The 10,530-nt window shown below is 65.0% G+C and carries 13 protein-coding genes (1 of these 13 cut by a window edge); 4 read left to right on the plus strand and 9 right to left on the minus strand.

The window, feature by feature from the left end; genetic code table 11:
• Window positions 1-11 precede the first annotated feature (11 nt).
• The gene (locus DB459_RS26855; RefSeq protein ID WP_253710373.1) at window positions 12-1,274 is read left to right on the plus strand and encodes an MSMEG_0569 family flavin-dependent oxidoreductase; all 1,263 of its coding nucleotides are present in this window, start codon (window positions 12-14) and stop codon (window positions 1,272-1,274) included.
• Between the two features lie 77 nt (window positions 1,275-1,351).
• On the opposite strand, the gene DB459_RS26860 is transcribed toward DB459_RS26855, so the two are convergent.
• The gene (locus DB459_RS26860) at window positions 1,352-1,591 is read right to left on the minus strand and encodes a hypothetical protein (protein WP_253710376.1); all 240 of its coding nucleotides are present in this window, start codon (window positions 1,589-1,591) and stop codon (window positions 1,352-1,354) included.
• A gap of 116 nt (window positions 1,592-1,707) precedes the next feature.
• On the opposite strand from DB459_RS26860, the gene DB459_RS26865 reads away from it, so the two are divergent.
• Complete coding sequence (locus DB459_RS26865) at window positions 1,708-1,845, plus strand: hypothetical protein (RefSeq protein WP_253710378.1); 138 nt, start codon at window positions 1,708-1,710, stop codon at window positions 1,843-1,845.
• Between the two features lie 27 nt (window positions 1,846-1,872).
• Here DB459_RS26865 and cynS read toward each other — a convergent pair whose 3' ends face one another.
• The 4 genes from cynS to DB459_RS26885 are packed head-to-tail and all read right to left on the minus strand — an operon-like array spanning window position 1,873 to window position 5,536.
• Window positions 1,873-2,355: a cyanase gene (cynS, locus tag DB459_RS26870; RefSeq protein WP_253710380.1), complete on the minus strand. Its 483-nt coding sequence runs from the start codon at window positions 2,353-2,355 to the stop codon at window positions 1,873-1,875.
• A 28-nt stretch (window positions 2,356-2,383) separates the two neighbouring features.
• Window positions 2,384-3,325 (minus strand): ABC transporter ATP-binding protein, encoded by a 942-nt coding sequence (locus DB459_RS26875; RefSeq protein ID WP_253710382.1) that lies wholly within the window; start codon window positions 3,323-3,325, stop codon window positions 2,384-2,386.
• Window positions 3,326-3,330: 5 nt separating this feature from the next.
• A complete protein-coding gene (ntrB, locus tag DB459_RS26880; protein ID WP_253710384.1) occupies window positions 3,331-4,170 on the minus strand; it encodes a nitrate ABC transporter permease in 840 nt (279 codons plus the stop codon).
• Window position 4,171: 1 nt separating this feature from the next.
• The gene (locus tag DB459_RS26885) at window positions 4,172-5,536 is read right to left on the minus strand and encodes a CmpA/NrtA family ABC transporter substrate-binding protein (RefSeq protein WP_253710386.1); all 1,365 of its coding nucleotides are present in this window, start codon (window positions 5,534-5,536) and stop codon (window positions 4,172-4,174) included.
• Window positions 5,537-5,718: 182 nt separating this feature from the next.
• Here DB459_RS26885 and DB459_RS26890 point away from each other — a divergent pair, with 182 nt between their 5' ends.
• Window positions 5,719-7,614, plus strand: a complete 1,896-nt coding sequence (locus tag DB459_RS26890) for a sigma 54-interacting transcriptional regulator (protein WP_253710388.1) — start codon at window positions 5,719-5,721, stop codon at window positions 7,612-7,614.
• Window positions 7,615-7,704: 90 nt separating this feature from the next.
• Here DB459_RS26890 and DB459_RS26895 read toward each other — a convergent pair whose 3' ends face one another.
• The 3 genes from DB459_RS26895 to DB459_RS26900 are packed head-to-tail and all read right to left on the minus strand — an operon-like array spanning window position 7,705 to window position 8,960.
• On the minus strand, window positions 7,705-8,298 hold the full coding sequence (locus DB459_RS26895) for a hypothetical protein (protein ID WP_253710390.1): 594 nt from the start codon (window positions 8,296-8,298) through the stop codon (window positions 7,705-7,707).
• 24 nt (window positions 8,299-8,322) lie between these two features.
• Entirely contained in the window at window positions 8,323-8,448 is a 126-nt protein-coding gene (locus DB459_RS27450; RefSeq protein ID WP_256519240.1) for a hypothetical protein, read from the minus strand.
• Window positions 8,442-8,960, minus strand: coding sequence for a hypothetical protein (locus tag DB459_RS26900; RefSeq protein WP_253710392.1), 519 nt, complete (start codon window positions 8,958-8,960; stop codon window positions 8,442-8,444). The genes DB459_RS27450 and DB459_RS26900 overlap by 7 nt, the downstream gene beginning before the upstream one ends.
• 255 nt (window positions 8,961-9,215) lie before the next feature.
• Between DB459_RS26900 and DB459_RS26905 the strand changes: the two genes are divergently transcribed.
• Window positions 9,216-9,482, plus strand: a complete 267-nt coding sequence (locus tag DB459_RS26905) for a hypothetical protein (protein ID WP_253710394.1) — start codon at window positions 9,216-9,218, stop codon at window positions 9,480-9,482.
• A 104-nt stretch (window positions 9,483-9,586) separates the two neighbouring features.
• Here the strand turns inward: DB459_RS26905 and DB459_RS26910 are convergent, their stop codons facing one another.
• Window positions 9,587-10,530 carry the 3' portion of a hypothetical protein gene (locus tag DB459_RS26910; protein ID WP_253710396.1) on the minus strand. 256 nt of this gene lie beyond the right edge of the window, so only the last 944 of its 1,200 coding nucleotides appear in the window; its start codon lies off the right edge, out of view; the stop codon is at window positions 9,587-9,589.

The following is a 10,530-nucleotide window of genomic DNA, read 5'->3' on the forward strand; positions in this document are numbered from 1 at the left end:
GGAGCCACCAAATGCCGGACCATTCCGCCAGCCACTATCCCGTCATCGTCATCGGCGGCGGCCAGGCCGGGCTCGCCATGAGCCATGAACTGCGCCAGCACGGCATCGACCACGTCGTGCTGGAGAAGAACACCATCGCCCATGCCTGGAAGACCCAGCGCTGGGATTCCTTCTGCCTGGTGACGCCGAACTGGCAATGCAAGCTGCCGGGATTTTCCTATCCCGGCGACGATCCGGACGGCTTCATGCTGCGCGACGAGATCGTCGACTATGTCGAGGCTTACGCCCGCCGCATCGAGGCGCCGGTGCGCGAGGGCGTCGCCGCCACCCGCCTCAGCCGCAGCGGCGGCCGCTTCCTCGTCGAGACCAGCGCAGGCCCCTTGAGCGCCGACCAGGTGGTGCTGGCGGTGGGCGGCTATCACCATGCCAACGTGCCGGCGATGGCCGGGCGCCTGCCGTCGCGGATCGCCCAGCTCCATTCGTCGACCTATCGCAACCCGCAGGCACTGGCCGCGGGCGAGGTGCTGGTGGTCGGCAGCGGCCAGTCGGGTTGCCAGATCGCCGAGGATCTGCACCTCGCCGGACGCAAGGTTCATCTCGCCGTCGGCGGCGCGCCGCGCTGCCCCCGCCTCTATCGCGGCCGCGACAGCGTCGAATGGCTCGATCACCTCGGCCAGTACGACCTGCCGGTCGACCAGCATCCGCTCAAGGAGAAGGTGCGCGGGAACGCCAATCACTACCTGACCGGACGCGACGGCGGCCGCGACATCGACCTGCGCCGCTTCGCCGGCGAGGGCATGAAGCTCTATGGCCGGCTCCGCGACATCAGCGGCGAGACGATCGCCTTCGCCGACGACCTTGCCGCCAATCTCGACAATGCCGACAGGGTCTATAACGGCATCTGCGCGCTGATCGACAACTATATCGCCAGCAACGCCATCGAGGCGCCGCCGCCCTCGCGCTACGCGCCGGTGTGGCAGCCCGGTGAGATCCCGAGCCGGATCGATCTCGCCGCCGCGGGCATCAGCACCATCATCTGGACCACCGGCTTCCGGTCGGACTGGTCGTGGGTCGACCTGCCGATCTTCGACGGCAGCGGCTATCCGACCCACACCCGCGGCGTCACTGCGGCGCCCGGCGTCTATGTGGTCGGCCTGCCCTGGCTCCACACCTGGGGGTCGGGGCGCTTCGTCGGCGTCGGCCGCGACGCCGAATTCATCGCCGGGCACGTCCGCGACCGCTTCGCCGCGACGCAGGCGAGCAATGCGGCGTGAGCCGGCGCAGTTGGTGAAATGCCCTACCCGGCGCGAGGCGCCGGATGGCATGTTTGACCGTCGTGGCCGCCCACGGCTCACGTTTTCCTGATCGGCAATTCTTGACGCACATCAATCGCCTGTCTTCCGGTCGTCCTAATCTTTCGGCGAATGGTGACAGGAGCCTCGCCATGCCCAAACAGGAACTCGTGTGCTTGATGTATGTCGTCCTCATCGGTGTCCTGAATGCTGAGGCTTTCGTTCGAGCCGCCAGATCGTATGTCGATCGGCATGCGCCACTTGGCGCGATGCTGATGGACATACCGCGGATCTGGCACGACGGTCTCCTCGGCCCTTCCACAATACCGGTGGCAGTCGCCTCCCGCAGGTCAGCGCGTCAATAAGCCGGAGACCGGAGCGCTTTGTCTCCCGGCGGCCCGTGGACGGTGTGCAAATGCCTCTTGCCCGGATGGCGATCTCGCTCGCGAGATTGACCCTGCGGAACGGCCTCTTTCGGCCCTCGCCGCTCCTCGATGCCACGACGCGCGCCAAGGCGCCGGGCGGCGACGTCGCCGCCGCCCGCGCGCCATGATGAAGCGACGGCGGCAAGCCGCCGGTCTCAGCTCTCCTTGAAGCCGTATTCCGGCACATTGCCGCTCGCGCCATAGTATTTGTAAGGCAGGAACTTGCCGGACATGGTGATCTTGACGCGGTCGCCCCTGGGATTGGCCTGCCGCTCCATCACCATGTCGAAGTCGATCGCCGACATGATGCCGTCACCGAACTCCTCCTCGATCAGCGCCTTCCAGGCCGGGCCGTTGACCATCACCAGCTCATAGAAGCGGTAGATCAGCGGATCGGTCGGCGGCATCGGCGTGCCGCGCGACGGCGTCTCGTTGAGCAAGGCAGTCTCGGACTTCGACAGACCGAACAGTTCGGCGGCGTTGGCGGCCTGGGGCTTGGTCAGCTTCATCTGGCCGAGAATGGCGCCGACGATCAGCACCTCGGAATAGCCGCCGATCTTGTCGCAGATGTATTTCCAGGTCCATTCGTTGTCGCGCTTGATGTCGAGCAGCTTCTCGGTGAGATCGGAACGCGTCATGATTTCTTCTCCTGTTTGACGGGTGGGCTTAGCCAACGCCGATCTGGCTGGCTTCACTCGCGAGCGGGCTGCGCAGGCCGCTCGCAACAATGACCGGTTCGACAACGGTCGGCTCGCCGAGGCCCGGACGGACCACCGGCACGCGGCGCGGGTCGTGTCCCGTCGTCGTTTCCACGAAGGTCCGGCTGCGGCTGACGAGGAAGTCGACGATGTGGTTGCGCACCGCGTAGTAGTGGGGATGGCGATGCAGGTCGGCCCGCACCCGGTCCTTGGGCAGCGGATTGTCGACGATCTCGGCGAGCACCGCGCCGGGCCCGTTGGTCATCAGGAAGATACGGTCGGCGAGATAGATCGCCTCGTCGACGTCGTGGGTGATCATGAAGGCGGTCTGGCCGGTTTCGAGGCAGATCCGCCGCGCCTCGTCCTGCAGCGTGCCGCGGGTCAATGCGTCGAGCGCCGAGAACGGCTCGTCCATCAGGAGGATCTTCGGCGAGATCGACAGCGCCCTCGCGATGCCGACCCGCTGTTTCATGCCGCCCGAGAGCTCCGACGGCCGCTTGTGTTCGGAGCCGCCGAGCCCGACGAGTTCGATGAAGCTCTGGGCATGGACGCGCACCTGCGCCGCGCTCCACTTCGGCCACTTCGACGATACGGCGAAGCCGACATTGCCGAGCACCGTGCGCCAGGGCAGCAGGGCATGGCTCTGGAAGACCACCGCACGGTCGAGACTAGGACCCTGGATCGCCCGACCATCGACGATGACCGCCCCGTCGTCCGGCGCCTCGAGGCCGGCGAGGATGTTGAGCACCGTCGTCTTGCCGCAGCCGGAATGGCCGATGATGCAGCCGAACTCGCCGCGCTGCATGGTGAGCCAGAGGTCTTCGAAGATCGTCGTGGTGCCGCCGGCCTTGGCGGAATTCTTGACCGGGTAGCGCCGCGCGATGCCTTCGATGGAGATGAAGCCTTTCATTGCGCTCACTCCGGAAAGGTCACGAGCCGCGTGGCGCGGGCCAGGATCTGGTCGAACACCATGCCGATGACGCCGATCAGCAGGATGGCGATGATGACGTTGGTGATCGACAGGTTGTTCCACTCGTTCCAGACGAAATAGCCGATGCCGGTGCCGCCGACGAGCATCTCGGCGGCGACGATCACCAGCCAGGCGATGCCGATCGAAATCCGCATGCCGGTCAGGATGGTCGGCGCCGCCGCCGGCAGCACCACGGTCAAGGCACGGCGCAGCGGCTTGACCTCGAGGGTGCGGGCGACGTTGATCCATTCGCGCCGCACCGAGGCGACGCCGAAGGCGGTGTTGATCAACATCGGCCAGATCGCGCAGATGAAGATGACGAAGATCGCCGAGATGCTGGAGTCCTTGATGGTGTAGAGCGCCAGCGGCATCCAGGCGAGCGGCGAGATCGGCTTCATGATCTGAATGAAGGGATCGAACGCCCGGCTGAGCAGCGGCGACATGCCGATCAGGAATCCGAACGGCAGCGCCACGATCACGGCGAGGAGATAGCCGAGCATCACCCGCCCGATGGAATAGCCGAGCTGGATGCCCAGCCCCTTGTCGTTGGGGCCGTTGTCGTAAAACGGCCGCTTGAGATGCTCCCACAATTTGGCGCCGACATCGAGCGGTCCCGGCATCGCCGACTTGCCCGCGGTCGCCGTGAGGCCCATCAGCTTTGCATATTCCGGGCTCATCGCCGAGGTCGGCGCCGTCGCGCGCGTGGAGAGATGCCACGCGCCGATGAAGACGGCGAAGATCAGGACCGACAGCACCGCGGCCCGCACGGTCAGCGAGCTGAGCATGTCAGGTCGCCTTCCTGATCTTGAAGCTTGCGAGATACCCGTCGGGCTTCGTCGGGTCGAAGGTCTTGCCCATCACCGAGAAACTCTTGCTGGTGGTGTCCGGCGGCGTCATGCCGACCTCCCTCATCAGTTTCGCGGTGTCGGTGGCGAGAAAGACCTGGCGGGCGATGGCGGCGTAATCGACCTCGCCCTTGATCTGGCCCCACCGCTTCATCTGGGTCAGGATCCAGACCGCGAAGGACTGCCAGGGGAAGGGATCGAAATCGACGCGGTCGGGTTGGGTCACCACGTTGCCGAGACCGTCGGCGAACGTCCCTGTCAGGATCTGCTCCAGCACGATCTGCGGCTGGTTGAGATAATTGGCCGGAGCGATGGCTTCGGCGATCTGCTTGCGGTTCTCCGGCTTGTGGGCGAATGCGGTGGCGTCGATGATCGCCTTGAGCAGCGCCGCATAGGTGTTCGGCATCGTGCTGACGAATTCCTCCGAGGCCGCGAAGGCGCAGCAAGGATGGCCCTGCCAGATATCCTTGGTCAGGATGTGAATGAAGCCGACTCCGTCATAGACGGCGCGCTGGTTCATCGGATCGGGACCGAGGAAGCCGTCGATATTGTCGGCGCGAAGATTGGCGACCATTTCCGGCGGCGGTACCGAGCGGATCTGCACGTCGGTGTCCGGGTCGATGCCGTGCTCGGCGAGATAATAGCGCAGCAGGTAGTTGTGCATCGAAAAGTCGAAGGGAATCGCGAACTTCATGCCCTTCCACTGCTTCGGGTCGCGCCTGTCCTTGTGCTTGACCGACAGTGTGATCGCCTGGCCGTTGATGTTCTCCACCGCCGGCATGGTGTAGGGCTGCGGGTTCGAGCCCACTCCCATGGTGATCGCCAGCGGCATCGGCGAGAGCATGTGGGCCGCGTCGTATTCCTTGTTCAGCGTCTTGTCGCGGATCACCGCCCAGCCGGCGGTCTTGATCACCTCCACGTTGAGGCCCTGCTTGGCGTAGAAGCCCATGGGCGCGGCCATGATGATCGGCGTCGCGCAGGTGATCGGGATGAAGCCGACCTTGAGGTCCTTCTTCTCCGGCGCACCGCCGCCTTGCGCGAACACCTCGGTCGCGGTCTCCAGCGGAAAGAACTGCGAAACCGCCGCCAGCGCCGTCGAGGCGCCGATCGCCTTGAGGAAGGCGCGGCGGCCGGCGTCCTGGGGGAAGAGCGCGCGCATCACCGTGGACGCGACCACCTCCTTGTAGTTCTGCTCCGGGGCCGCCGCGACCCGCTCATGTTCGCTCTGGCTGTCATGACGGCCGCAGGAGCAGCCCTTGCGGTTCAGCGGACGGTCGGGATCGAACGGATTGTCGAAGCTGGACATAGGCGGCCCTTTCGCAAAGGAGGTATTCGCCCATCCTTTAGGCAAGCCTCGTACCAAAGCATGCACATTAAAAATGCTTGTATTATCAACGAAGGCGACGGATCATTTCTGACGATTTTTCGTATTTTACGATTTATCATTAAATACTAACGAGATTTCGCGAGACAAATCGGGGCCGGTTGATGGAGACCAGCACGAGGTCGGGAGCGCTCGGCCGTCAGGCGCAAAACCTGTTCGAATTTTCCGCCGAGCCGCTGCTGCTCTGCAATCCGCACGCCGACCTGATCGCCGACGTCAATCCGGCCGCCTGCACCCTGCTCGGCTACGACCGCGCTTTGCTGCGGCAGATGCGGATCAGCGCCCTCCACCCGGGACAACTGCCCGCGCTGATCGTCTTCACCGAGGCGGTGTTCGCGCGCGGCGCCTACCGGACCACGTCGCTGATCCCGCGCCATGCCGCCGGCAAGGAATTGCGCGTCGAATATTCCGGCTCGGCGATTCCGCAGGATGGCGGCCCGCCCTGGCTGCTGCTGACGATCGCCGATCTCGACGAGCGCCGGCGCCGCGCCGTGGATGCCGCCGCCGACGACTTCATGGGCGGCGGCATCGCCGCCTGGCAACGGGTCGAGCGCGTCTTCCGCGACATCGAGCGCGAGAACCAGCTCATCCTGCGCGCCGCCGGCGAAGGCATTTACGGCGTCAATGCCGAGGGCAAGACCACTTTCGTCAATCCGGTGGCCGAACGCATTCTCGGCTGGTCGGCCGAGGAGATGGTCGGGCGCGACATCCATTCCATGGTGCATCACTCCCATCCCGACGGCAGCCATTATGACCACGAGGCCTGCCCGATCTATGCGGCCTTCCGCGACGGCGCCGTGCACAAGGTCGACGACGAGGTGTTCTGGCGCAAGGACGGCACGCCGGTGTGGGTGGAATACACGTCAACCCCGATCCGCGACCGCAACATCGTGGTCGGCGCCGTCATCGTTTTCCGCGACGTCAGCCAGCGTCGCGAGGCCGACGAAAGGCTGCACGCCGCGCTCGCCGAAGTCGACCAGCTGCGCGCTCGCCTCGAGCTCGAAAACGCCTATCTACAGGAGGAAATCCGCACCGAGACCAATCCCCGCGGCATCATCGGGCGCTCGCAGGCGATCCGCGCCGTGCTGCGCCAGGTCGAACTGGTGGCGCCGACCGACGCATCGGTGCTGATCACCGGCGAATCCGGCACCGGCAAGGAGCTGATCGCCCGCGCCATCCACGATGCGAGCAGCCGCGCCGACCGGCCGCTGATCCGGGTCAACTGCGCCGCGATCCCGCGTGAATTGTTCGAGAGCGAATTCTTCGGCCACGTCAAGGGCGCCTTTACCGGAGCACTGCGCGACCGCATCGGCCGCTTCGAACTGGCGGACGGCGGCACCTTGTTCCTCGACGAGGTCGGCGAGATTCCGCTCGAGCTGCAGGGCAAGCTGCTGCGCGTGCTGCAGGAAGGACACTTCGAGCGGGTCGGCGAAGAACGCACCCGGTCCGTCGATGTCCGCGTCATCGCCGCCACCAATCGCGATCTCAAGCAGGAGAACCAGCGCGGCCGCTTCCGCGAGGATCTCTATTTCCGCCTCAACGTCTTCCCCGTCGTCTCGGTGCCGCTGCGCCATCGCCGCGAGGACATCCCGCTGCTGGCGCAGCACTTCCTTTCCAGCGGCAGCAAGGCGCCGAGGAGCGGGCTGCGGCTGTCGGAAGCCGATATGAGGAGACTGTCGCGTTACGACTGGCCGGGCAATGTACGCGAATTGCAGAATGTCATCGAGCGCGCCGCGATCCTCGCCCAGAACGGACGGCTACGCATCGACCTGCCGGACGGCAGCTCCCCGGCGCCGCCTCCCGTGCCCGAACCAGCTCCCGAATTCGGCACCATCCTGACCGACGAGGAGATGCGCCAGCAGGAGCGCGCCAACATCGCCGCGGCGATCAAGGCCTGCAACGGCAAGATTTCCGGCGGTGGCGGCGCGGCGCAGCTTCTGGCGATGCGGCCGACGACGCTGGCCTCACGGATCAAGGCGCTGGGATTGCGCGGCTGCTGAGGACACACTCACGCATTCAGGGCCGCAGCTCCAGGCAGGCTTTGACCTGCCTCGATGGTCCCCTCCTGATCCCCGCGAGACCCACTCTTGTCAGGCTTCGGGCGGCTCGACGACCGCACCCACGAGACTCAGCATCGTCGAGACAAGAAGGGCCCCAAAAGCGGAAACAACCTTTTCTGCCTCACCCGCGACGAGCGGAGGCACCGCCAAGGCCCACACCATGAATGCGAGGGTCGAGGCGATCACCTTCCACCATGGCCACTTCGCCACGGACTGCGGCAGCGCCGGCAGCTTCTGGCTCCGCCGTTTACCAACGTAGATCAGGAGAAACAGAATTGGCGTGAGCGCAACGAAGATCCAGTACAGTCGATAGGGCGTCAGGAACGGGAATGTCGCCGTAAGGCTCGATATCGATGCCGTGGCCGCGACGTATAATGTGATGGATTCGGTCGGGATGTATCTCACCAGTCCATCGAGCGCGTTCGATGACGGCGTCTTCCGGATCGGACTCTGCGCGGCCGGCGACTGGATGACGCCAATCAGCTTATTCACAAAATCCGGATCCAGTCCGCGACTGGACATCTCGAGATTTAGACCGGATTCGATCGCCGGCCTCATATTGACATTGATAGTTTGCCGATCGGTACGCAGGATCTCGTCATCAGCCAACGATGCGATACTCATCTTCGCTTCCCTCCACCGGTATTTTCACGCGATCACCCCGACCCGCCTTTTCGGCGACTGCCGGCCGCACGCCGCAGCTACCAGACCGACGCCTTGGCCGTTCGGCGCCATATCCTGCATGCTTGCGATCGGCACGTCCAAGATCAGCATGCGGCCCCCTGCTGTGTCGTCACGGAGACGGTGCTCGTTGCCGGGAATGCCTTTGCGGAACTGTCGAGCGCCCAGAGATCCGTCAGGATGCTGACGACCCGTGTCGACTTGTCCTGTCCGTCCGGATTGTCCGGAAGAAGCGAGTAGACGGCGCCATGGCTCGCGGCCATGACGGCGCCCGGCGCATATCCTTCGCGAACCTTGAACAGGAAGAACGGAAGACCGCCAAAATCGCGCGGCAACTGATACGCATAGTCGACCGGTGCATTGAGTTCACCGCGCACGATTCCACCGAGATAGCGATAGATCGCCCCGACGGATCTGATCTCGATGTCCCAATTGGTGATGACGGGTTCCGCACCCTTTGCCGTGACCGCCGACGCCCCGCAAAAGCGATAGGGTGACACGATATTATATTGCAGCGCGCGAGGTTCGAAATGATCGACTACCGCGCAGCCCGCGACGAACGACATCGCACAGACGAACAACACTAACCGGACGGACCTGTTCATCTGACCGGACCCCCAAAGGTCAAATCCCGACTCAAAAAAACGAATTGTCGCCGATCCGATCTTAGTTTAGGCTTTTCTGATCGCAACCTATGGTTACGACCACGACATTGAAAAAGCGCGGCAAAAGCCGCCCCCCCCAGACGGCGGTCGACGATCGATACTGCGAATTCGCTGTTCGCCCGCCTTGGAAAGAAGACCGCAACCCTGAGCATTTCGGGGGTGATCGCGCCGGTGCCCGACGATGATAGTCGCGTGATGTTTACGCCGCTGGGCAACGGACGGGACTGGGTGACATTACCCGTCAGCGCGATCAAGGATGCGCGCCTCATCGCGGCCACAGCGTCGGATCCCGCCCTGTCTCACGTCGAGCTCAGCCTGTCGTTGCGGTCCGACGACAACACATTCGCTCATCTGACCAGCATGTTGTCGCCGGAGCTGCTGTCGCTTCGATCGAGCCTGCCGCCCCCGCCGAGCTGTCCCGGCGTCGCGCGGTGGGTCCGCGACCATTGGGAATGCACCTGACGCCGCCCTCGACGGAGAGCACCGTCATTGCAATGCTGGTACGGCTCGTGCGCATTGATTGAAGGCGCGATGGTGCGCCCGAGAACCTGTCATGGCGCGGCAGCTCAGGCGCGGGCGCCTGAGGGGGCCGGCCGACCCTGATCGGCGCGTGCCGGAATCATGCGGTCGAGCTTCGGGCCCTGCTTGATCAGTTGCTCCAGCAACTCCGTGATCCGGTCGGTCTCGGCATCGACTGGTTGATCGAGCTTCGGCTTCGCATTCCTGGACGCTAGCGCCCCGAGCGCCGGCGAACTGGATTCCAGTTCGCCGGGCTCTGGCTTCCTGGTCGCCGGACTCGTCGACTCCAGATCCTTCGGCTCCGGCATCTTGGGCGAAAGCGGCTTCGACGACAGCGGCATGGACGAAAGAGGCTTGGACGAAGGAGGCTTGGGCGAAAGGGGCTTGGGCGAAAGGATGTTGGGCTCCGGCATCCTGGGTGACCGCGTCATCGCCATGATGTCGGCCGCCAACGAATCCTTCTCTGCTTTCGCGGTCCACGGCGGCGCCTCGCTCCCGGCCGCGGCATCCCAGTTCACCTGCCGACGGCCGCGAACCTCCTGCCGCGCCCGGTGGCGCGCGCTGAACCGGTAAATGATGCTTGCGATGACGCCGGCCAGCGCCAGCGCACCAAGCATGGCCATCAGCAAGGATCGGATCGATCCGGACGACGTTTCAGCGGCAGAGTCGGACGCGGCGGCGGCGAGCGGTGTCGCGCCGGGCACGCGCGGCGCCGCCCTCTGGGCCGGGCGCGCATCGCCGAGCGGCGTCGCCGCAGGCGCCGGCATCTCCGAGGCATCCGGCCAGCGCGATCCGAATGCCGGCTGCGGAACGGCTGCGTCCTGCGCAGCGGTCGCCTGGCCGGCGTCGGCACCGAGCGGATTCACCGGCGTCGATGGCGCCTGTTGCGGGACCGTCGCCGTCGTGTCGGGCTGGTTGCCGGTTTGGGGCGCCGGCCATTCGGCATGGGCGTCTTCGAGCGGATGTGCGGCGCCTTTGGATTGTTGCAGCG

It is taken from the genome of Bradyrhizobium sp. WD16, from assembly GCF_024181725.1.
Taxonomy (GTDB): domain Bacteria; phylum Pseudomonadota; class Alphaproteobacteria; order Rhizobiales; family Xanthobacteraceae; genus Bradyrhizobium_A.